This is a genomic window from Flammeovirga agarivorans, assembly GCF_012641475.1.
In the GTDB taxonomy this organism is placed as follows: Bacteria; Bacteroidota; Bacteroidia; order Cytophagales; family Flammeovirgaceae; genus Flammeovirga; species Flammeovirga agarivorans.
Genome location: NZ_JABAIL010000011.1, coordinates 89,799 through 112,075, shown reverse-complemented (window position 1 = coordinate 112,075; position 22,277 = coordinate 89,799). Strand labels below are relative to the sequence as shown.

15 protein-coding genes are annotated in these 22,277 nt (G+C 35.5%); 5 read left to right on the top strand and 10 right to left on the bottom strand.

What is annotated here, in order from left to right:
• Positions 1 to 16 precede the first annotated feature (16 nt).
• Positions 17 to 5,107 (top strand): caspase family protein, encoded by a 5,091-nt coding sequence (locus tag HGP29_RS24265; RefSeq protein WP_168885053.1) that lies wholly within the window; start codon positions 17 to 19, stop codon positions 5,105 to 5,107.
• Positions 5,108 to 5,148: 41 nt separating this feature from the next.
• On the opposite strand, the gene HGP29_RS24260 is transcribed toward HGP29_RS24265, so the two are convergent.
• Both HGP29_RS24260 and HGP29_RS24255 read right to left on the bottom strand, forming a co-directional pair.
• A complete protein-coding gene (locus tag HGP29_RS24260; protein ID WP_168885052.1) occupies positions 5,149 to 5,403 on the bottom strand; it encodes a hypothetical protein in 255 nt (84 codons plus the stop codon).
• 123 nt (positions 5,404 to 5,526) lie between these two features.
• Positions 5,527 to 6,069 carry a GNAT family N-acetyltransferase gene (locus HGP29_RS24255; RefSeq protein WP_168885051.1) on the bottom strand — a complete coding sequence of 181 codons (543 nt, stop codon included), beginning with the start codon at positions 6,067 to 6,069 and terminating at the stop codon, positions 5,527 to 5,529.
• 236 nt (positions 6,070 to 6,305) lie between these two features.
• Between HGP29_RS24255 and HGP29_RS24250 the strand changes: the two genes are divergently transcribed.
• Together HGP29_RS24250 and HGP29_RS24245 are read left to right on the top strand one after the other, a co-directional pair.
• On the top strand, positions 6,306 to 7,850 hold the full coding sequence (locus HGP29_RS24250; protein WP_168885050.1) for an SDR family oxidoreductase: 1,545 nt from the start codon (positions 6,306 to 6,308) through the stop codon (positions 7,848 to 7,850).
• Positions 7,851 to 7,993: 143 nt separating this feature from the next.
• Positions 7,994 to 8,434 carry a DUF4174 domain-containing protein gene (locus HGP29_RS24245; protein WP_168885049.1) on the top strand — a complete coding sequence of 147 codons (441 nt, stop codon included), beginning with the start codon at positions 7,994 to 7,996 and terminating at the stop codon, positions 8,432 to 8,434.
• 64 nt (positions 8,435 to 8,498) lie between these two features.
• On the opposite strand, the gene HGP29_RS24240 is transcribed toward HGP29_RS24245, so the two are convergent.
• Both HGP29_RS24240 and HGP29_RS24235 read right to left on the bottom strand, forming a co-directional pair.
• Positions 8,499 to 9,146: a peroxiredoxin-like family protein gene (locus HGP29_RS24240; protein ID WP_168885048.1), complete on the bottom strand. Its 648-nt coding sequence runs from the start codon at positions 9,144 to 9,146 to the stop codon at positions 8,499 to 8,501.
• A 9-nt stretch (positions 9,147 to 9,155) separates the two neighbouring features.
• The gene (locus HGP29_RS24235; protein WP_168885047.1) at positions 9,156 to 9,752 is read right to left on the bottom strand and encodes an NAD(P)H-dependent oxidoreductase; all 597 of its coding nucleotides are present in this window, start codon (positions 9,750 to 9,752) and stop codon (positions 9,156 to 9,158) included.
• Between the two features lie 110 nt (positions 9,753 to 9,862).
• Here HGP29_RS24235 and HGP29_RS24230 point away from each other — a divergent pair, with 110 nt between their 5' ends.
• The gene (locus HGP29_RS24230; RefSeq protein WP_168885046.1) at positions 9,863 to 10,222 is read left to right on the top strand and encodes a winged helix-turn-helix transcriptional regulator; all 360 of its coding nucleotides are present in this window, start codon (positions 9,863 to 9,865) and stop codon (positions 10,220 to 10,222) included.
• Positions 10,223 to 10,371: 149 nt separating this feature from the next.
• Positions 10,372 to 11,385, top strand: a complete 1,014-nt coding sequence (mgrA, locus tag HGP29_RS24225) for an L-glyceraldehyde 3-phosphate reductase (RefSeq protein WP_168885045.1) — start codon at positions 10,372 to 10,374, stop codon at positions 11,383 to 11,385.
• 61 nt (positions 11,386 to 11,446) lie between these two features.
• Here the strand turns inward: mgrA and HGP29_RS24220 are convergent, their stop codons facing one another.
• The 6 genes from HGP29_RS24220 to HGP29_RS24195 form a co-directional block, all read right to left on the bottom strand.
• Positions 11,447 to 12,889, bottom strand: a complete 1,443-nt coding sequence (locus tag HGP29_RS24220) for a RagB/SusD family nutrient uptake outer membrane protein (RefSeq protein WP_168885044.1) — start codon at positions 12,887 to 12,889, stop codon at positions 11,447 to 11,449.
• 20 nt (positions 12,890 to 12,909) lie between these two features.
• Positions 12,910 to 16,002: a SusC/RagA family TonB-linked outer membrane protein gene (locus HGP29_RS24215; RefSeq protein WP_168885043.1), complete on the bottom strand. Its 3,093-nt coding sequence runs from the start codon at positions 16,000 to 16,002 to the stop codon at positions 12,910 to 12,912.
• 162 nt (positions 16,003 to 16,164) lie between these two features.
• Positions 16,165 to 16,758, bottom strand: coding sequence for a lysine exporter LysO family protein (locus tag HGP29_RS24210; RefSeq protein WP_168885042.1), 594 nt, complete (start codon positions 16,756 to 16,758; stop codon positions 16,165 to 16,167).
• Positions 16,755 to 17,021 carry a LysO family transporter gene (locus HGP29_RS24205; RefSeq protein ID WP_168885041.1) on the bottom strand — a complete coding sequence of 89 codons (267 nt, stop codon included), beginning with the start codon at positions 17,019 to 17,021 and terminating at the stop codon, positions 16,755 to 16,757. Before HGP29_RS24205 ends, HGP29_RS24210 begins: the two co-directional genes overlap by 4 nt.
• Before the next feature lies 1 nt (position 17,022).
• Positions 17,023 to 20,148: a glycoside hydrolase family 2 TIM barrel-domain containing protein gene (locus tag HGP29_RS24200; RefSeq protein ID WP_168885040.1), complete on the bottom strand. Its 3,126-nt coding sequence runs from the start codon at positions 20,146 to 20,148 to the stop codon at positions 17,023 to 17,025.
• 43 nt (positions 20,149 to 20,191) lie between these two features.
• On the bottom strand, positions 20,192 to 22,210 hold the full coding sequence (locus HGP29_RS24195; RefSeq protein ID WP_168885039.1) for an MGH1-like glycoside hydrolase domain-containing protein: 2,019 nt from the start codon (positions 22,208 to 22,210) through the stop codon (positions 20,192 to 20,194).
• Positions 22,211 to 22,277 lie beyond the last annotated feature (67 nt).

The window sequence follows — 22,277 nt, the reverse complement described above, 5'->3', positions numbered from 1 at the left end:
TGTACCCGACGATTATATGATGATCTACTTCCGACTTTTTATTATTTCGCTTCTTCTTATCTCTTCTAGTATCCATGCCCAACAATATAAAGGGATGGTCAATGATCTAATGATTTCAAAAAGTAATCATCTGATCTGGATCAGTGATAATGTACATTCTGATGTACGAGGAGTTTCAATGATTAATGGTAAAGAAATTGCTTTTCTCCCTCACCAATTTTATGTGAAAAGGATTTTCGAAACATCGGATCATATCATCACAGTCAATGACCAAATCAGATTCTGGAATAAAAAGAATTATGCATTAGAAGATTCAATATTTATCGGTCATGGTAATGATATCGCTCTATCCAATGAGAACACCTTAGCTATCGTAGCCTACCCTGGAATCCGTTTCGTCAACCTTAAAACAAAAGAAGTTAATGATTATCAAAGTCAGACTACAAATGTGTCTTTAGCTAAAATTAAGTTTAGTAAGGATGGTAAAAGAACATTTATTGTGGATGCTGTAAAGGTTTTCGAATTAATAGGAGATCAATTGGTGGACGTCTTCACTTCGAAAGAATATATAAAAGGTTGTCAGATTAATGAAACGGGAATTCACTTACTACTTTCACCCAATCAATTCACATCAAATGAAAATACATCGATTAAACATATCAGCTTTAACGGTGAAGAAATAAATCATATATATCTAGATAAAATTCCACACCTCAAGATAGGTTTTGGAGAACTTTACCCTTATAATACTAGCAATTACCCTCTATTTGAAATGATCGGTTCGCTGTACATTGTACAAACGACCAATGGTATTATTGGAGTATCTGAAACTTGGAAACAATACCTGATCTCGGGGTATTGGGACTTACCTTATGAGAATATTAAGTTCAAACAATTTGGTAATCTATTTGCCAGAACTGATGGGAGTAAAATCACTGTATTAGACCTTTTTGGAAGTGTGCTATACGAGGAAAATATAGAAAGTTTATATACTTCTTTCAATACAAATAAATTAGATAAGATAAGTTTACTATACAATCTATACCTTATTGGTAATGATGGAGATAAAAACATCAAACATGAGTTTACTTGGTCAGATTATTTACTCCCTTTGGCTGTTGCTAACGAGAAAAATTTTGTAACCTTCCATAAAAATGGAGAGGTTAATGTCTGGAACTTTAATGATTTCTCTAAAAAATATTCTTGGTCAATACCTGGAAATATGCGTCCTTTATCTGCTATTTACCATCAGACAAAACCTCATATTTACTGTATTTTACCAGATTTAAAAACTGTAAGAGTATACGATAACCAAGGAAAAGTTATCATAGACAAAGAACTAGAAATTGAGTCTTTCCCAACGTCTATCCTTTCGTATAAGGACGGTATAATTATAGGTACGTCAAATGGGTCTGTATATAAATTTAATGATAACCTTGAGTTACTTTCTACTCATAAAAATCTATTTGGAGAAGCTGTTTCATCAATTGCATTTATAGAAGATAGCCAAGAATTACTGTTAGGCTCAAGAGGTAGATTAATCCGTTGCCCGCTATCCATTGGAGAAATTACAGATGAGCAAGTAACAAAAGTACATACAGGTTATATTACAGATTTAAGTACTCAACACTTCAATGGCCATGATTTCTTGTTGACGAATTCATTTTTTGACCCTACGGCACTTCTATGGGATCTCAACACAAAGAGCTTAATCAAATCATACCATCAGGATAAGAATATTCAATATGCACAACTTATCGATAGTCTTAATGTTCCGATGAGTGTAGATAGCATCGGTTTCACATATGATGGAAATACCCAACTCGTAGAACAACTTGATAGTCATAAACCTGAAGTTTACCTTCAATCCACAATTTCGTCAGGGATAAAGAAGATTTTGTTTAGTAAAGATCAGAATCTAATACTAGCCCTATCAAAGAATATTGTGTACATATTGGACATGAAAACTAGAAAAATCATTACACAGATTCAAGGGAAGGAAGATCTAATTAATGATGCTTTTCTAGATAAAAACTCAAGAGATGTAATTATCACTAATGGGAAAAACCTAGTCACTTACGATATTGCCTCTGGGAAGAAAATTAGAGAAATCGACTTCAATCATGTAGGAAATTTAAGTATTCACAAGATCAAAAAAGTACCAAATACTCCCTATATTTTTGGTATCAACATGCATGGCTGGAGCGACCCTTATGTTATCCACGGCAACTCAGGCAAGGTACTCACGACATTCAATATCCCAGTTAAAGGAAATAGAATTTTTGATATACAATTTTCCAAATCAGGAGCATTAATGGCTGTATATACAAATAAAGAAGTCGCTGTATTTAAAGATTACTTCACCAAAAACCCAGTTACAGTTTTTAATTATGAGCGGAATTCAGAAGTCTCATTTTCTACAATGAATCTGGTCAACCTAGATGAGGAGAAACACCTTGTAATGTTTGTAGGAAAGGTTGATGGGCGTACTTGTACTTTAGTTTACAATTATGAAAACAAGCAGGAATTGAAAATTATTAAAGATAATTTCTTGGCCGAAATTGTTGAAGGAACGATTACGTATGGATATGACAATGGAATTCATCAAGTAAATATTGCTAATGACGATATCACCAAATTCTACTCCAATAAAAAGTTCACAAAAGAGTTGTCAGCCTTAGGGTATAACCGTAAATACGACATTGTGGTAGGGGGTGATATTTTTGGAAATATCAAGCTGTTTGATAATAAAACGAAGAATGAAGTATCCACTCTTGAACGTTTTAAAAACGATATTTATAATTTCAGAAAATACAATAATCACATTGTTTATAATCACAAGCAAGGATTATTTTACATTGATAATAAACAGCTTAAAAACATTAAGATCGACAAGGCTTCCAACTATCCTTTCAATGTAGATCTATCTGAGGATGAAAACCGAATGATTTATCTAGGACATTCAGATTTAACATCAAAACCCTATGTCTATATCGAAAACTTATCAACGGGTCATTCTGAAAAGCTATTTAGACTTCATGTAGAAAAAATTCAATTAGGGAAATTTTTATTAAGAGGTAATCATATTATCTACACCTATAACTTAAATGAAAAAAGATACTTCGCTGGGTATGATATCGCATTAAAGAAAAACTATGAGATTTTTAGTACTGAAGTAATCACCAATTTAGATGATCAATCGGATCAAAATACCTTTTTCTTAATGGAATTAACCAAGGATCAAAAGGCAAATAAAATCGAAACTAAGCTTGTAAAGTATGATGTAAAAAGTGGAAAACGCACTAAACTAAATGCTATTGATTACCCTTTGTCAGAATATCAAGAATTTAATAAGAAGGACTTACAGAAATACTTTAAAAACTACCAACTGCTGGTCGATAAAGGGTATCAAATATACCAGACAAATGATGGTATCAATATCTATGATTTTAAGAACAAACAATTTGTACTGAAGAATTTTAAAGAGATTAAGAATAAACTCTTTAAATACCATATACCTACAAATACATTGTTTATCATTAGCACTAAAAATGAAGTAATCAGCTATGCTATTCATGATAAACAACAGGAAGTACTTTTTACCATCGATAGTAATATTGAGAATTTAGAATTGTCTGAGGATGAACTCTATATTTTAAGTTCTGATGAAAAAATCAGCGTATATTCTTTAAAAGACCATGTTTTAAAATATCAACTTCAATCTTCGGGAAATGACGGTTTGAGTATTATTAATAATGATGGGTATTATATGTCGGACAAAGGTGCCGTAGATAATGTTGTATTTAAAAAAGGGCTAAATGTTTATCCGTATGATCAATTTGATGTATGGTTTAATCGACCTGACTTGGTTTTAGAAGGCATTGAAGGTACCGATAAGAATTATATTCATCAGGCACAGCTTGCTTTTCAGAAACGCTTAGAAAAACTAAAGCTGAGTGATCAATTCCCTAAAATCGATGCCCTGCCTACGGTTGCTATTCATAAAGATAAAATCCCTGTTAGTGTTGACAGCAAACCTTTCTCTTTCACAATAGAGGCAAAAACAATCGACCAATCGAACATTACAACAGTAGATGTTTGGGTAAATAACGTCGCAATCTATGGAAAAAAAGGTCTTCAATTAACGGCCCCTTCTTCCAACATCAACAAAGAAATAACTCTTACATTAAATGATGGGAAAAATAAGGTAGAAGTTGCAGTACGTTCAGATAATCAAAATACATCCTTAAAAGATGAGTTTTTTATCGATTGTGAATCACAAACTTCGAGTACTTTTTATGTTGTTAGTATTGGTATTTCACACTACAAAGACAGCACCATGAACTTACAATACGCAGATAAAGATGCTAGAGATATCGTCAGTGATTTAAAAGAAAAAGGGCATCATATTACTCCTATCTTATTGACCAACGAGGAAGTGACGAAAGAAAAAATACTTGCTATCAAGGAACAATTGCAGGGTACTCAGGTCGATGATAAAATTCTCCTTTATTATGCTGGACATGGTATGTTGGATCTGAATTATGAATACTATTTAACCACATATGATATTAACTTTAGACAACCTCAGAAGTTGGGACTGAAATATGAGGATTTTATTGATATTCTGGACGGTATTCCTGCAAGGAAAAAGCTAGTGATTATCGATGCTTGTCATTCTGGTGAATTGGATACATCTCCTACCACACCTCTTGCTGAAAATAATGAAGTGAAAATTGTCTCTTCTTATGCCAGAGGGCTTGTTCCCAAACTCCCTCTACCCACTACTTCTTCTTTTGAATTTATGCAGAATATTTTCACAGATTTAAGAAGAGATACAGGAGCAACAATTATTTCAAGTGCAGGCGGAAATGAATATGCATCGGAAGGTGAAGAATATAACAACGGTCTATTTACTTATTACCTTAGACAGGCTATTTCTAATACAGTAGCAGACAATAATAAAGACAATAAAGTAACTGTGGAGGAACTTTTAAATTATGTATCAAAAGAGGTAAAAGAGCAATCAGATGGAAGTCAGCAGCCCAATGCAAGGCGAATTAATCATGAAGAGAACTTTATGTTGTGGTCGACTCCAATGCAGTAAACAAAAATCCCGAATAGACGATTTCTATTCGGGATTTTTGTTTAGTCCTCATCAGTGAATTCAAACTTTTCACGAATCAACTGAATATTTTCTTCATCAGGTACTTTACTCTCGAAGGTATATTCATAGACACCTACTCTAGACAGCTGTCCTTTTCCTTCGGATGTTTTATAATGATAATCCAGTTCCAAATAATGACTCAGGTAATGGCCGATATTAGGCCCTCCGTTAGCATTGATCATGGAAATGATTTTTTTGATAGCCACTTCTTCTTGTTCTTTAGTAGGTTCCTGCATTGTATAATTGGTTTTTAGGTTCTTTATATCATTTTAATAAAATACCCATTCAATCACAAATACTGCATACCACTAGACATTCTTTTCCTCTAAAAACAAAACGAAGGCTTGCTTAGATGATATTTACCAAAATTTAGGATCATCTAAAGCTGGAGCACAAGTATTTTTTCCTACCATGGGAGTAATCTGATCCGATTGTAAAGGAGCAGCTATCCAACCAATAGGAAAACTTAGATGATGAGGGGAAGTAATTACCTCTTCTGTAATTTGCTGGAAACCTACTCTCGAATAAAAGTTAGGATCACCATAAGAAACCACTGTTTCTACTCCATCAACCTTTAACTGTGAAAATGCAAAATTGATCAATTGCTGACCTATTTTCTTTCCTTGATGTTTTGTACTAACAGCAACAGGAGACAATAAATAGGCATTAATATTTTGCTCGTTACCAAACTTTGTAAGTAAAATACTACCTATAAATTCTTCATCATTTTTAGCTACAAAAACTCGGATTTCGTCTTTAGGAGTGGTCGTTAACAATCCATGGACCAATTGCCCAATATTTTTACCTTCTGCTGCTCCTTCAGCATCTCCAAAAGTTTGCTGAAATAGTGTTTCAAGATTTTTGATTTCAGCTTCGTATGAGGTTAATTCTAAATATTCCATGGATTAATAATTGGTGTTTTTATAATGAAATAAAGATAACAATGATGTCATCAAAATCAATACATGTGAGGTCACTTTAACTCAACAATAAACCTTAATACAACGTTCTTTCTTGTGGGTAAAATCTATAACAGATGTGATTTATTCGGAGATTTTTCATTGGATATTACTTCAATCAAAATATATATAAGTTATTTCCTACCTTTGGTGACATATTTTTATTGAAGGAAAGAAAAATGCAGGAAGAAGAGAAAAAAAATATTAACGAATCTGATATTGAAAAGTGTACTTCTATCTTGGAAGATATACTTGAGAATACCAATATATTATTCGAAATACCTGAGGAGAAACGTATTGCTTTAATGAAGGCGGCAGGGAAACTTACAAGACCCAACCGTGATGAATTTGAAAGTAGACGTAAGGATAAAAAGAAGGCGGCCAAAAGAAAACAACAAGAAAAAGACCGTCATGCTCGTAAATTCACAGGAATTAGAAGTGCTAGAGAAAATCATATTTTCATTGCTCCAAAAATTCTTGAAGAACATAACATTCCTGTTGATATGCCACAATTGGAATCTCCGAGAAACTGTTATGTATGTAAAAAGGAATACACTCAATTGCATCATTTTTATGATCAGATGTGTCCTGAGTGTGGAGACTTTAACTATGCAAAACGCTTCCAAGAGGCTGACCTCACTGGGCAAATTGCCGTAGTAACAGGTTCGAGATTAAAGATTGGTTATCATATCACTCTCATTCTACTTCGTTCAGGAGCAACGGTTGTCGCTACAACTCGTTTCCCTGTAGATTCTGCAAAAAGATTTTCGAAAGAAGAGGATTATCATGTTTGGAAAGACCGCCTAAAAATTCATGGTCTTGACTTAAGACATATCCCAAGTGTAGAAATATTCTGTAATTATATAGAGCAAAAGTACGGTCGTTTGGATATTCTTATCAATAACGCTGCACAAACAGTAAGAAGACCTTCTGGTTTCTATGCTCATATGATGGACGATGAAGAAAAGCCTTTCGCATTATTAGCTCCAGAGACACAACACTTGTTATCTGAACATCAATATTGTTTAGAACAGCTACAAGATTTATCTGAAGATAGCTCTAGTGCAAAAAATAGACGTTTACCTGTAAAATGGAGTACTACTGAAGCAGGTATCGGTATCCGAGCTTCCGCAAAACTTTCACAGATTCCATATAGTTTTGATAACTCTATTCAAACAAAAGAAGTCTTCCCTGAAGGTAAATTAGATGTTGATTTACAACAAGTAGATCTTAGAAAAACCAATAGCTGGAGGTTAAGAATCGGAGAAATTGAAACACCAGAGATGGTAGAAGTTCAATTGGTTAACTCTATTGCACCATTTGTATTATGTAACCGTTTATCTAAGTTAATGCAAGCAGATAATACGGGTAAAAAACATATCATTAACGTATCTGCAATGGAAGGTAAATTCCACCGTTTCCATAAAGAAGACCGTCATCCACATACCAATATGGCAAAAGCTGCATTGAACATGTTAACGCATACTTCAGCTGCTACTTTAGCCAAGGAAGGTATATACATGAATGCGGTTGATACGGGATGGGTAACAGATGAAGATCCTGCTCATATCTCTAAGAAAAAAGAAGAAGTACATGATTTCCAACCGCCATTAGATATTGTGGATGGTGCTGCCAGAGTACTTGATCCACTGATCGATGGTATCAATTCTGGAAAACATTGGTCTGGAAAATTCTTAAAAGATTATTTCCCAATTGATTGGTAGAATCATATTGTAATACAAAAAGCACCATCGATGTAGTATCATCGGTGGTGCTTTTTTATTTTAGTGAAATCTTGATTTGTACTCCCATTTAAAACATTATTTTATTCTTATGATTATTAAGAATAGAAACCTGCTTTAATATCATGATTAAAATCGTTACCACTACCCTATTGATTATGCTAACTTCATTAATACTAAGTGCTCAAGATCTTAAAAAGTATCGATGGGACAATAGAATAATTATTGTAAAATCAATCAGTTTAACTCATCACAAGTTTCAAAAACAGTTGAAAGAATTTCAAGGAAATGAAGATGGATTAGCAGAAAGGAAAATTGTACTTTTTGAAATAGTTGGTGGTAAATATAGGATCACAGATTATACTTCAGATTGCCATTTATCAGAATGGAAAACGCTCTCTAATCCACAACTAAAGCTAACTTCTAAATCCGACTTTGAAGTAGTCTTAATAGGTTTGGATAACGGAGTAAAATTAATGCAAAATGATCTATTCACTTACGAGGACCTTTGCCGAAAAATAGATAGCATGCCCATGAGAATGGCAGAAATAAGAGGAGCAGAATAAAACTTAAGAAAACGATTCCTACTTGAAAGATGAACCATTTTCTTAAGCCGTAAAGTTTATTGAACTATAACTTTTTCAACTCATCGATTAGTACATCCGAGTTAGGTCTTTTAGTATAATCCACTGAATATTCAGCGTAAACGATAATTCCATCTTGGTTGACGATAAATCGAGCAGGTACCGGCAATGACCAAGAGTCTTCACCATTATAAGCAGGCAGATTTATATTGAATTGATCATTATACAAAGACTTTAATGGTTCTTGTAATTCCCATCTTAGCCCAAACTGTTCTGCCACCTCATTCCCCTTATCGCTTAGTAGATCATAGTTTAAACGTTGTCTTTCTACTATTAATTTATTGTTATCAGCAATCTGAGGAGAGATGCTAACAATTGTTCCTTTTAGTTCAGAGATTTCCTTAGAAAATTTATTAAGGTAGGCCAAATCTGTGTTACAGTAAGGACACCACACTCCTCTATAAAAGGTTAATACTAGTGGTCCATTCTTTAATAATTCTTCGCTTGAAACAAGCTCGCCTTCCTGATTAGGTAAGGAAAATATTGGAGCTTTTTCTCCTACTTTTAAAATTCCTTCACCAATGCCTGAATCTTCAAGGTCCTTTGTCGCTTGGTGCATAATTTTGACATACTCTTCTGGCATGCCTCCTTCTATTTTCGCTTTTAAACGGTCTAAGCTTTTTTGAAGTTCCATAATGCTCTTTTACTTTGATTTATTGATTAATTCTTCTTTAATATGATTTTCGAAACGTATAAAATCATTTTCAACTTCAGGGTTTTTCATCACATCATAAGAAAAGAAAGTGGCAAGGGGTTCTAGTCCAAACCATTTAAAATTCAAATGCATAGGAAGTAATAAATCATCCTCTGAGATTCCATTAAAGAATTTTTCATCAGGGTTATTAAAGGCTTCTTTTGGGGCATTTGCTGTGACAGAAAACATATATTTACCTTCCAATAACCCACCAAGGCCATAATTGTTTTTAGGGTTCTCCGAAGTTCTACCATCACCTTTCGACATACTACCCATCATTCCTAGTGTAAGAACATCATCCAAGTATTTCTTAAAACTCCATGATACACTCATCCAATTTAAAGGGGTTTGTACAAAGACAATATCCGCCCAGATAAATTTCTCAACCTCCTCTTTTACATCATATTTTTCTGATGCAGCTGTTTCTTTTATTTCGAAGTTTTCTTCGTTTAAAATCGTTTTTGCCTTTTCAATAAAAGATGCATTCAACTTACCCTCAGAGAATTCGTAGTACTGATGTCCGTTAATTATTAATATTTTCTTCATGTCTTTAAAATTGTTTTGTATTTTAGTTTCACAAAGAAACTATCAATAGTTTATATTTGAAACTATTAAAGTTGAATTCTAAAAAAATAGTGGTAACCAAAATGTAACCTATGGGAAGAAAAGTGATTGACAATCCAAATATGTGTTCATTAGTCTATGCAATGAACGTTATTGGAGGGAAGTGGAAGCCAATAATTCTTTATTTATTAGCAAATGGAAGTATGCGATTTGGTAAACTTTTGATGTTTACCCCTACTATATCTAAAAAGGTATTGACTGAACAATTAAAAGAGCTGGAGGAAGACGGGTTAATCATTAGAACTAAATACCCTGAGGTACCACCTAGAGTCGAATATTCGCTATCTGAAAAAGGGAAAGGTTTGTTACCTGTATTAAAAGCTTTAAGTGATTGGACTTTCGATACGTTTGAAGAGGAGAATTTTGAACAATGTAGAATTGTAACATTATAGCACTGTAGATCTACTTTGTATTAAACAAACGACATCACTCTAGATCATAGAGATTAGATAATCTATTGACTATCTCTTTTTAATTAAAAAACTAATAGTGAAATTAGAATACTTAATACCAATTAGAAATAAATTACAAAGTCCCTGAAATGAACATATCTGATAAAGCCCCTGTTACTCCATACCTTCCCAATGAAAACCGATACGAGAAAATGGAGTATCAACGTTGTGGAAACAGTGGTATTTTATTGCCAAAGATCTCTTTAGGCTTGTGGCACAACTTCGGTTATAATGACCACTTTGGTAATGCAAGAAACATTCTTAGAAAAGCATTCGATCTAGGTATCACACATTTAGACCTAGCCAATAACTATGGGCCTCCTTATGGATCTGCTGAAGAAAACTTTGGTAGGATCCTCAATATGGATTTCAAAAGTTATAGAGATGAACTATTTATTGCCACAAAAGCAGGGTATGATATGTGGCCTGGTCCTTATGGCAATTGGGGATCTAAGAAGTACCTAATAGCTAGTTTAGATCAAAGCTTAAAAAGGATGGGATTGGAGTATGTAGATGTATTTTATCATCATAGACCAGATCCAGAAACCCCTTTAGAAGAAACGATGAGTGCTTTATCACAAATTGTAAAACAAGGAAAGGCACTATATATAGGTTTATCTCGCTATAGTCCAGAAGACACAGAAAAGGCATCAAATATGTTGCGAGAGATGGGTACTCCTCTATTAATCCATCAATCAAAATATTCTATGTTTGAAAGAGAAGTTGAATCTGCCTTAATGCCGAAATTAAGTGAATTAAATGTGGGGTCGATTGTTTTTTCTCCTTTGGCTCAAGGCATGCTTACAAACAAGTATGTCAATGGTATTCCAGATGATTCAAGAGCGAAGAAAAACAATACATATCTCAACTTAGAAGCAGTAGAAAATAACCTGGATCAAATTAAAGCATTACACCAAATCGCATTGGAAAGGGGGCAAAAGCTATCACAAATGGCTATTGCTTGGTTACTCAATAATCCGTCTGTGACAACCGTTCTTGTAGGTGCCAGTTCACCACATCAGTTGGAAGAAAATATTGGAAGTCTATCACAACTTCAATTTTCGGACGAAGAATTGGAAAAGATTGAAGCTATCTTGAAATAAAAAAACTCCCTGATTTCCATAAGTAGAGATCAGGGAGTTTTTATTTATTCTATTGAGAATATTAGAAACCAGGGGTTGGTTCAACATTTGGATTTCTTTGTACTTCCTCTAATGGGATTGGAAAAAAATTATGTTTTTCTTCATGGTTTTGTGCATAAGGTTGTTGAGCCATTTCTAATTGCTCTTTAACGATTCCCCAACGTACCAGATCATAATATCTCGAATTTTCACCGATGAGTTCAATCATTCTTTGCTTTCTGATTTCATCTCTTAAATCAGTACCTGATGCATTTGAATTTGCTAATCCAGCTCTATTTCTAATTCTGTTGACTAAGTTTAAAGCTACTCCTTCATTACCTAATTCGTAATTTGCTTCTGCCTGCATTAAAAGAACATCAGCATAACGCATTAGAATAATATCTACCACAGAACGGTTAATAGAAATCGATTCTAAAGATTCCACATATTTAATGCTCATCTTAAATTCAGGGTTTAAAAATTCAATAGTTTGACCATCAAATTCTTCACCATGCTCTAATACAGATGCCGCTTTTCTTACATCACCAGCCTCTAACTGATTCATAAAATAATTTGATACACTTGCCATATTCCAGCCCCCTTGAAGATCGCCAGGAGCCATTGCTACACCAATTTGATGATACAATCCTAATGCATCCATTTGCTCCTCAGTATAGCCTCTAGAAAATAATACCTCAATATTTTGCTCCAATGTTCCATCAAACATTCCTCTATATTGATCACCATCCACTAGGTCATGTCCTGAAATTTTATTGAACGCTTCCACAGCATTTTGGTAATTACCCATATAAAGGTGTGCCTTACCTAAAAATGCATTTGCAGCATGTTTTGTTGCTCTTCCCCATTGGTCTGCATCCCAATCTGAAGGTAAATGTTGGGCAGCAAAAGCAAGATCTTCTACTACTTGATCAAATACCTGTTGCTTTGTAGATGTTCCTAACTGAAGATCTTCAGAACTTTCTGCTACAGTTACAGGCATAATGATCGCATGGAAATTCATCTGTAAATTCAAGAAGTAGAAGCCTCTTAGGTATTTTGCTTCAGCAACTAATTCGTTCTTTTCGTCTTCGGAAAGCATTTCCATTTCTGGAACATTGGCGATAACATCATTCGCTAACTTCACCCCTTTGTACCAATTCGTCCACAACTCAGATGGTACACCGTCCGAAGCTGTATTATTAAAGCCAACAATTCTAGCTAAATAAGACCATGCTGTTGTTCCGTTTTCAGGAAATAGGTCGTCCGCTCTAAAGTTTTGTGGTAGGTAATAGTACTCATGGTATCTCCAGCCATTGGCTGAAATGTATGAGTAAGCTGAAGCCAAGTATTTTTCCGCTGCCTCATAGCTTTGCCATACCTGATCCGTTGTAGGTTGATCCGGTGATTCTTGATCTAAGTAATTATCACAGGCACCTAATGAAAATAGTGCTACAAAAGCGAATATATATATTGATAATTTTTTCATTGTCTGTTCGTATTTAGTGATTAGAAAGTAACTTGTACACCCGCTGTAAAGGTCTGATACATTGGATAGTTTCCGTAGTCTACACCTTGTGTTAGTGCATCAGTAGGAACAATTTCTGGATCATACCCTGAATAATCTGTGATCGTAAACAAGTTATCCGCATTTACATAAATTCTTAATTTCTCCACCTTCATTTTAGCTAAAGTAGATTTTGGTAAAGAGTACCCAATTTGGATGTTCTTTAAACGGAAGTAAGAACCGTCTTCTAAGAATCTATCTGACATCATATAGTTATTGTTATTGTCTACCTGAACATTTCTTGGAATATCTGTATTTGTGTTTGTTGGTGTCCAAGCATTCATTAGGTCAGAGGATACGTTAAAGCCATTGTTGGCTGCTTCCATTTCATATCTATTGACGTTAAGAATCTTATTTCCAGACACCCCTTGGAAGAACATCGACATGTCCCAACCTTTATAAGAGAATCCTAGATTTAAGCCATATTCTAAAGTAGGTAATGGCGATCCAACATCTGTGATATCTTGTGAATCGATCATGCCGTCTCCGTTAACGTCTACATAGATAACATCACCTGGTTGGGCATTAGGCTGAATTGGAGTACCCTCAGGTCCAACATAGTTATCAATTTGCTCTTGAGTTTGGAAGATTCCATTTGTTTTGTACATGTAAAACTGAGAAGCGGATGCGCCTACTGCAGAAAACGTCTGTGCACCTGTGTAGGCAATATCATTACCCGGAAGCATTGCGTCTGAACCACCTAACGATACTACTTCATTTTTGATCGTTGTGATGTTACCCTTTACATCATATTTAAAATCACCAACTGCTCCTCTGTATCCTAACTCAATCTCAATACCTCTGTTAGAAATTGTTCCTAGGTTGACAATTGGAGGTTCAACACCTGAAGAAGGAGGTGTATTTGGTTCTTCCATTAATAATGATTCCGAGTTATTTTCATAGTAATTGAAAGTACCGTAGATCTTATCCTCTAATAAACCAAAGTCTAAACCAATATTCATCGTTTTTGATTGTTCCCATGCTAAGTCTGGATTGGCCATTTCAAAAGAACCGATACCACCTACAGGCTGACCACCCCAAACATACCAGAAGCCATTCTCTACTAAAGCCTGACGAGAGTAAGCATCCAATGTAGTTTCTCTACCTAAGATACCATATGAACCTCTAAGTTTTAGTTCAGAGAAGATGTCTGTCATACCACCGAAGAACTCTTCATTATGGATTTTCCAAGCCGCTGAAACGGATGGGAAAGTACCCCAACGGTTGTTTTCTCCAAACTTAGACGAACCATCTGTTCTTACTGTCGCTTGTACTAAATAACGATCATCGTAGCTATAGTTTAACCTTGTCATGTAACTGAAACGAGTGACTGTTTGGAATCCACCTGCACCAATGAAATCACCAGAAGCCATACCTCCAAAAGATGGATTTAATCCTCCAAAGTCAGGGAACATCGCTCCTCCTGTTACATTCATATCAATATTTTGATAGTCGTACTTGTATCCAACAATACCGGCCATGGCTGATACACTGTGCTTACCAAAAGTATTCATATAGTTCAATGTGAAGTCATAGTTTAAATCACTCCAATCTGAACGGTATTCACTTAAGTAAGGATCTTGTCTTTGCGTATCTGAAGCAAGAACATATGCAGGAGCATAATATCTATTTTGGAAGAAATTCTTAGTGTAACCTAAATTACCCATTGCAAAGAAATGATCGCTAAACTGATAGTTTAATCCCAAATTCGCTTGCAACTGATCTTTTGTGTCTTGTGAATTGATGATTTCCGATTGGCCTACAGGATTAGCTCCACTACGAATATCATACTCATTAATATAACCGTAACCTGACTCTTTTGATGGATCATTTACAGCAACCAATGGTAATGCCTTTTGCATATTTGACATACTCATTGTATTGTTATCTGTTACCGTATGCGTATAAATAATATTTGGTGAAATCTTCAAATTACCTTTTTCGAAAGTCGATTTATATCTGAAGTTATATCTTTCAGTACCTGTATTGATCACTACCCCATCTTGGTTAAAGTAGTTCATCGAGAAGTTATAATTTGATGACTCTCCACCACCAGACATTCCTAATGAATAATTTTGGATAATACCTGTTTGTAAAGTCTCATTTTGCCAATCGGTGTTAGCATAGTTATTTAAATCAAATCCAGAACCTGCCTGTAAATAAGCAGGCTTTGCTGACTCCGCTAATGATCCATCTGCAATAGAATTATTGTAAGATTGGTTCATAATAGAATACCATTCTTCAGAGTTAGCCATTGGTAACTGATTGGTTGCTTTTTGGATACCAGAATACATATTGAAATCGATCTTCATCTTCTGGTTTTTCTTTCCTGATTTTGTAGTAACTAATACTACCCCGTTTGCTGCTAACGAACCGTAGATTGCTGCAGCAGCACCATCTTTAAGAATTTCAAAAGATGCGATATCATCGGGGTTAATCATAGAAATATCACCGCCAGGGATTCCGTCAATCACAAATAAAGGTTGCACATCACCAAAAGAGGACATCCCTCTAATTTTGATATAAGGTGTCGTACCTGGAGCTCCTCCATTGATTACGGATACACCAGAAGTTCTACCTTGTAACATAGAAGCAGAAGAGGCTGCTGCAATCTTGTTAGCTTCATCGGCTTTTACTGTAGAAACCGCACTGGATAAATCACTCTTCTTTTGGACACCGTAACCAACGACTACAATTTCCTCCAATTCTTGAGCATCCACTTGTAACTGAACATTGTATTCATCTCTTGAAGCTACTACTTCTAATGTCTGAGTAACATAACCAATGTATCGGAATTCAATGGTGTTTCCATTGGCCACTTCCAAAGCAAAATTACCACTAATGTCTGTTACAGTACCTATTGTTGTTCCCGTAATAACAATGTTAACGCCTGGTGTGCCACTCCCTGTTTCATCAGTAACATGACCTTTGATGATTCTATTTTGTGCATATGAACTCAATGAGCACATAAACAACCCAATAACCATCAATAAGCGCAATGACTTATTGGAGAGGTGTGTAAAGTTTAATTTCATTTCTTTTTTGTTAATGTGTGACAAATATTGAATTGTTGTTTGTTTGGTGAGGATCAAAAAGTTTAGCGAGGTGTAAGTTTCATTTCAAATAGTATGTGTATGTGTTTACCCCAACAATCACCTGATTTTGATGCTCTTCATTTAATTATGAACAGTTTAGTTTTATAATATTATTGGTAATAATATGGGTACCATAATGGTAAGGACGATCCCACTAAATAATGATACCAATGCATATTCTTTTCCTGAAAATTGGGTGATAACTGGTAAAGTGGTATCCATTGACGTCGCTCCTGCACTAGCAATTGGCGACATTTTACCAAAACGTTTCACTAAAATTGGTGTAATTAGCAGTGTCAATAATTCTCTAGAAATATTCGACAATAAAGCAATTACTCCCAAGGTGGTATCATAGGTGTTGGAGATATAAATACTCGACAAACTGTAGTATCCAAAGCCTGCCCCTACTGCCATTCCTTCTCTAAACGATTCAGCAATTAAAGTGTAAGCCAAGCCTGCTCCGATAATACTTCCAAAACCTATCGATACAGGTACCAATACCAATCCTAAGTTTGCTTTTTTAAGGATATCAATTGATGATTCATCCAACCCTAAACTTACGCCTACCAATGCCATCAAAATATAGAGGGCGTAGGTGCTAAGATCGTTTTCGATAAAAAAATCTGGTGTGATACCCAATAAGGACAATATGCATCCTCCGACAAAAAAAGCTAGTGTAATGAGGGTTCCTTTCATGATTTAAAAAATTTCAGATACACTAAATATGAACAGGCGATACTTCCTGCAATTCCGCCAATCGTTAGGATAAATGCCTTCCAGCCAATGATGTGAATACTCTCAATTACTTCTTGATTTGCACCAATAGAGATACCTAAAAAGAAAAGCAATACCCATATCATTACTGAAATTCCTTTCTCTACTTTTTCCTGTAGAGAAGCTCTTTTTCTGAAGAGGTACCCAACGAGTACCCCTCCACCTAAAAACAAAAGTGTTTCCATGTTATTTACTGTTTGACGCTTCCGAAGAATAGCTCACTTTTTTGTAAACATCTTGTCCGTTTTGGATTGGTGTCATTCTAAATCCAAATGAGTAATCTTGAGATTTCACTCTGAATTCAGGATGTGCTTGCGCTCTCCAACCCCAACTTGTGTCACCACCTAATCCCATGTGTTTGTGATCTATACAAATCGAGATTTCATCCGTAGGTGCTAAGTCTGTACCATGTGCCATTTCTCTTTGACCTCTGTGCTCTAAAGAAGAGAAATCAAATTGTTGAGCATTGACAGACATTTCATTGTCGGCTACAATCAATAGACCGTTTCCTTTTTCATTTCTAAAAGTGACCCATTGTGTATCTTCTTTTAGTCCTGTTTCTTGTGGTCTTACATATGGGTAATATTGATCCCAAACCTTACCTTCGTAAACCCCTAGCTTCATACCCGATTTTCTATCAATATAGCTTTCCAAAGGACCTCTACCGTACCATTTCATAGTATCGAAAGTCTTGTCCATTTTAAACTGCATACCCAATCTTGGTAAGTCGGCTAATTCTTCATTTAAATGATAGTCCACTTGTACATGAATATCATCATTATATATTGAATATGTTGTTGTTACTGATGATCCTTCAAGTGACAATTCTTCTTTTACTGTCACTTTCACTTGATCTTCAAGAACTTCGTTGGTTACCGTTGTGTTTGTGATCGTAACGTTTCTCCATATGTCTAATTTCTTAGGCATCTCCCAAGCCAAATCGTTTTCAGTGGGTGCTCTCCAGAAGTTCGGCTGAGGTCCTTCATTCATCAATGAAACCTTGTTCGCTACCCATTCCTGAATTATTCCTGTTTCTTTGTTGAATACAATCTTTGTTGAAGTGTTTTCTATCACTATTTCTGCTTCTCCGTCAGTTACTTCGAAATCAATTTTCTTTGTCGAAGCCATGGGCTTTTCAAAAGACTTGATCACATATTGATCCCAAGCGATTTCATGATTTGCCTCTACCAATGCCGAAGAATTTTTACTTCTGATATAAATTGTAATCACATATTCACCACCAAACTTGTTCTCTAATGCTGGGTAAGTGATGTTGAAATCTACTGTATCCTGAGCGGCCACGAGCGGCATCTCGATATCTTGTTCTGCCACTACCTCATCATAATATTTGATTTGGTAAGACATCACATAATCTTCTGTATTAATAAAGTTGAAACGGTTCCAAAGTTTAAAGTTGCCTTTGGCTGCATCTGCACTTAGAATTTTGAAAGGTTGGTACACCTTTTTTACTTCCCAGATATGAGGATTCAATTTTCTATCACTAGTCACCAAACCATTCGCACAGAACGATGAATCGTTATGAATACCTACAAATCCCATATCACCACCGTATGCGTAGAAAGGCTTTCCATCTCTATCTACCTGAGTGAAAGTTTGGTCTGCCCAATCCCAGATAAATCCACCTTGTAAACTTGGCTCTGAGTAAATCAAATCCCAATATCCCTGTAAGTTTCCTACCGAATTACCCATCGCATGAGCATACTCACAAAGGATATAAGGCTTCTCGTAATCTCCTTCAATGTACTCTCTCATCCAATCGATTGTCGCATACATTGGTACTGTAATGTCTGTATGAGGTCTCGATTTTGCTTGCTCGTATTGTACGGGTCTAGAAAGATCTCTGCTCTTAATCCAAGCTGAAGTCTTCTCAAAGTTGATACCATCACCAGCTTCATTTCCTAAAGACCAAACAATAATAGAAGGATGGTTTTTAGTTCTTTCCACCATTCTTTGCGTTCTGTTCAAATGCGTCGCCAACCAAGTCGTATCTTTTGCTAGAGACTCCTCTCCGTAACCCATACCATGCGATTCAATATTGGCTTCATCAACGATATACATTCCGTAACGGTCACATAGCTCGTACCATTTTGCCATGTTTGGATAATGAGAAGCTCTTACCGCATTGATGTTGAATTGTTGCATCAATTGGATATCTCTGATCATTTCCTCCTCTGAGATAATGTTGCCATTTTCTGCAGAATGCTCATGTCTGTTGACGCCTCTGATTGTTACAGGAACACCGTTTACCAACAATTGCTTGTTCTTAATTTCAGAAGTTCTGAAACCAATTGTTCTTACTGTTGATTCTAGAACCTCTTTTTTCGCATTGTATAAAGTGATTCTGATATCGTATAAATTCGGTGTTTCAGCCGTCCATTTTCTTACATTTCTGATTGGATTTTTGAAGTTCACCGTCAATTGTTTGTCCAGTTTACTGATACCTTTTGCAGAAGCTACCACTTTACCTTCATCCAATAACTCTACCTCAATAGTCAGCTTTTCTTTGCCCTCCTTTATGATATCAAAGTCAACGCTAAGTGTTCCATCCGTATAGTTATTGGTTAAAGAAGGATGAATGAAAAAGTCGCGGATATGGTTTTGTGTACGAGCATATAAATACACATCTCTTTCGATTCCACTCATTTTCCACATGTCCTGATCTTCTAAGTAAGAGCCATCTGAAAAACGGTACAATTCAACGGCAAGATCATTTTCACCTTCTTTTAAGTAGCTTGTGATGTCAAATTCCATTGGAGTTTTTGATCCTTCACCATAGCCTACTTTCTCACCGTTTACCCATAAATACATAGCAGAATTCACTGCACCAAAATGGATAATAATTTGCTCACCATTCCAGTCTGAAGGTACTGTAAATTTTCTCTTGTACGACCCTACAGGGTTGTGATCTACAGGAACAAACGGAGGGTTTGGTTCGAAAGCATAAGGTACATCTGTGTAGATTGGAGCTGAATACCCTTGCAACTCAATGTTTGAAGGCACTTTGATCTCATCCCAATTACTTACATTGTAATCTATTTTGTAAAAATCTTTTGGACGTTTTGTCGGGGCGACCGACCAATTGAACTTCCAAGTACCATTCAAAGACTTATAGTTGCTTGAATGATTCCAATCCTTTTTCAATGCCTCTTCCTTGTTATCAAATACATAGAAAATGGCATGTGGTTCCATCATATTGATGGCAAAAATGTTCGGATCCTCCCAGTCTTCCAACTGTTGCCCAAGACAAAATTGGGTGTACAGTGCCAGGAATATAATTGCTATATATTTCATTGAGGAGTTGGTCTTAATATCTTATATAATCTCTATTTGCTTACTAAAACATCATCAGGATATGGGCTGCACTCCAACTGAAATGTTCTGCATTTAACCCTTGTTTTGTCATCGGGTGGTAATTCTCTCTGATAGGCTTATCTGAATTCACTAACCCTTCTGCACTATTGACTAGTTTTTCAGCCATTTCTTTTGCTTCGTTTTTATAACCGTAGTTATATAATCCCATTATTCCGAAGTAGGCTTGATCCAACCACACAGGTCCTCTCCAATACCCTTTTTCTGGATTAAACTGTTCGTTGGCAGCACTTAATGTTGGGAAAGGCATTGGTGTGTTGAACTTTGTATCATCTAGCATCACTTTCATTACACTCGCTGCCTGTTCTTTTGTAGCAATTTCATTGTACAATGGCGACCAACCTTCTGGACCTTGTATCGCTACTACATTCTGATTGCCTAAAGTAACATCATAAAAGAAGCCATCTTCTTCAGAATACATGATTTCCTGTATCATCTTCTTTAACTTCAATGCTTCTTGGTTATACTTTTCAGCATCCTCTTGTTTATTGATTCGATCAGCAATCAGACTTAAGAAAAGCTTTTCTTGGTACAAATACGCATTTAAATCTACAGACTCTTGATTGATAGAAAATGCACCTTTTGTATTTTCCATTATAGTTGCTTTATCGAACCTAACGGCATTATCCATACCACTCTCCCATGCTGCAGCAATTCTAGTTCCGTCTGTTGATCCGTACTCACATAGGCCATTGTTGTCATGGTCTCTATTTATGTACCACCACTCATGATATTTCTTTAGTTTCGGATACATCTCAACTAAAAAGTCCTTATCGTTTGTTGCTTCAAAAACTTTATAAATTGACCATCCCGATAAAGGTGCTTTTGTATTTCTCCAGTTCACACCTTCAATTTGAAGATCTCTAAAGAAACAATCTGCAATCATCCCCTCTTGGTTTTGGTAGTCATACATCGCTCTGATCTGATCCTTTGCCAACTCTCCCTCAAAAGGTGCAATTGCTACTGCATGTTTCCATGAGTCCCACGCCCAAAGTCCTTGAAAATACGTTGCCGCATACGAAGGAACAATACCTTGATGTTTGATATCGCCTGCTTCAGACCTCCAATTATGCATTAGGGTTAGCAAAGATTTAACTGCCAATCTATCATATTTTTCGATCGCTAAAATTCTATCTGTATCACCTTGATTTAGTGTATTGATATATCCATTCCAACGGTGTTCATTATCTGATAATAATTGCTGTGCTTGTTTTAACCCTGCTATATTTTTCTTGTTAAACTCTTGTTCTTCTTGAGTCGAAAAAGTATAACTCATCGCCATTGAGATAGATGTTTCGCCCTTTGCAGGAAGTAGTCTTGCATTTTCTAGATATACATAATCACTATCTCCAAGGTGAATGTTTTTCTCCTGGAATACTAAGTTTACTTTCTCGTCATTGACAATGTCTACTTCTAAACCATGTGCTGTTTCTCTTATACCCTTAGAGAAGTTATTAAATACTGATCCTGAGAAACCCAACTGAAATTCTTTTGCTTTCCCGTTGTTGGTAATTTCTGCTGTAATCATCGATGAACGTTGATTGATATTGAATAGGTACAATACAATATCCAACTTGTCGATAGCAAACGACTGCTTTAATACGCCTGGGTAAAATGTATTTTCTTTTAAGCTCGCTTTAGAAAGGTCCAACAATTGATCTGCCTGTACATCTTTGATCGTAAGTCCTACTAAAGATGGGCTCAACCAGATACTTTCTTGTTGCCTCATTAAGAAAGGTCCCACAAAAGCTCCTTTTTTTGTAGATGTATTTTCATCTACTAAACTAAATGAATGCCAAGTACCAAGATCAGAAAAAGAAGAAACTCCTTCCTGATTGGGGTTAATAATATTCCCTTTTAAATTAAGAACATTAGGATAGCTGAATCGTGTTTTATTCCCCTTAGAAATATCTTTATTAGTATGGCACCCTAGAAGAATACCACCTAATGATAAGAAGAATAATATGTGTAATTTTTTGATCATAATGTAAAATAAACTCTTGTTGTTTGTTCACATGGGCAAAGTAAGGGTGTTGTTTTTACATTTAAAA

Bases quoted from the DNA above. Each gene is read 5' to 3' on its own strand.
- HGP29_RS24250 (WP_168885050.1), top strand. From the start codon at position 6,306: ATGCAGGAAGAAGAGAAAAAAAATATTAACGAATCTGATATTGAAAAG.
- HGP29_RS24200 (WP_168885040.1), bottom strand. From the start codon at position 20,148: ATGAAATATATAGCAATTATATTCCTGGCACTGTACACCCAATTTTGT.
- HGP29_RS24230 (WP_168885046.1), top strand. From the start codon at position 9,863: ATGGGAAGAAAAGTGATTGACAATCCAAATATGTGTTCATTAGTCTAT.
- HGP29_RS24195 (WP_168885039.1), bottom strand. From the start codon at position 22,210: ATGATCAAAAAATTACACATATTATTCTTCTTATCATTAGGTGGTATT.
- HGP29_RS24260 (WP_168885052.1), bottom strand. From the start codon at position 5,403: ATGCAGGAACCTACTAAAGAACAAGAAGAAGTGGCTATCAAAAAAATC.
- mgrA (WP_168885045.1), top strand. From the start codon at position 10,372: ATGAACATATCTGATAAAGCCCCTGTTACTCCATACCTTCCCAATGAA.
- HGP29_RS24215 (WP_168885043.1), bottom strand. From the start codon at position 16,002: ATGAAATTAAACTTTACACACCTCTCCAATAAGTCATTGCGCTTATTG.
- HGP29_RS24240 (WP_168885048.1), bottom strand. From the start codon at position 9,146: ATGGAACTTCAAAAAAGCTTAGACCGTTTAAAAGCGAAAATAGAAGGA.
- HGP29_RS24205 (WP_168885041.1), bottom strand. From the start codon at position 17,021: ATGGAAACACTTTTGTTTTTAGGTGGAGGGGTACTCGTTGGGTACCTC.
- HGP29_RS24210 (WP_168885042.1), bottom strand. From the start codon at position 16,758: ATGAAAGGAACCCTCATTACACTAGCTTTTTTTGTCGGAGGATGCATA.
- HGP29_RS24220 (WP_168885044.1), bottom strand. From the start codon at position 12,889: ATGAAAAAATTATCAATATATATATTCGCTTTTGTAGCACTATTTTCA.
- HGP29_RS24255 (WP_168885051.1), bottom strand. From the start codon at position 6,069: ATGGAATATTTAGAATTAACCTCATACGAAGCTGAAATCAAAAATCTT.
- HGP29_RS24245 (WP_168885049.1), top strand. From the start codon at position 7,994: ATGATTAAAATCGTTACCACTACCCTATTGATTATGCTAACTTCATTA.
- HGP29_RS24265 (WP_168885053.1), top strand. From the start codon at position 17: ATGATGATCTACTTCCGACTTTTTATTATTTCGCTTCTTCTTATCTCT.
- HGP29_RS24235 (WP_168885047.1), bottom strand. From the start codon at position 9,752: ATGAAGAAAATATTAATAATTAACGGACATCAGTACTACGAATTCTCT.